Source organism: Pseudoalteromonas sp. Angola-30, from assembly GCF_028599215.1.
Classification (GTDB): domain Bacteria; phylum Pseudomonadota; class Gammaproteobacteria; order Enterobacterales; family Alteromonadaceae; genus Pseudoalteromonas; species Pseudoalteromonas atlantica.
Genome location: NZ_JAQREI010000057.1, coordinates 1 through 505, shown reverse-complemented (window position 1 = coordinate 505; position 505 = coordinate 1). Strand labels below are relative to the sequence as shown.

1 protein-coding gene is annotated in these 505 nt (G+C 53.7%); it reads left to right on the top strand.

Going from position 1 to position 505, the window contains the following annotated elements; translation table 11 throughout:
* Positions 1 to 505 (top strand): Ig-like domain-containing protein (locus PSH54_RS20575; RefSeq protein ID WP_273607010.1); only part of this gene is annotated, 505 nt, incomplete at both ends.

Here is a 505-nt window from a genome sequence, read left to right as displayed (position 1 = left end):
GATGCACCAGCGCTCACCAACGACAGCTCGCCAACAGTTACGGGCACCAGTGATGCACCAAACAGCACCGTTACGATAACCTTTACCGATGCAGCCAATGCCGTACAAACTATTGATGTACAAACCGATGCGAATGGTAATTGGAGTGCCACCCCAGCGACTGATTTAGCCGAAGGGAGTTACAGTGTCAGTGCCAGCATCACGGATGCAGCGGGCAACACGGGCACAGGGACAGACAGCGGCGAAGTGGATGTAACTCCACCGGCTCTTGCCTTTACGCCAACCTTCGAGCTTGGTTTATTGGTTACCCTCAGTGGTACGTCTGACCTGCCAGCAGGCAGTGAAATCACCATCACCGAGCAACTTATTGGCGGAGGAGTGGGTGTAACTTACACCACCACAACCGATGCCAACGGTAATTGGTCTTTGGTGGGGCTTGATGTATCACTACTGGATGTAGGCTCTGTGATTGCCACAGCCACAGATGCAGCAGGGAACACACGCA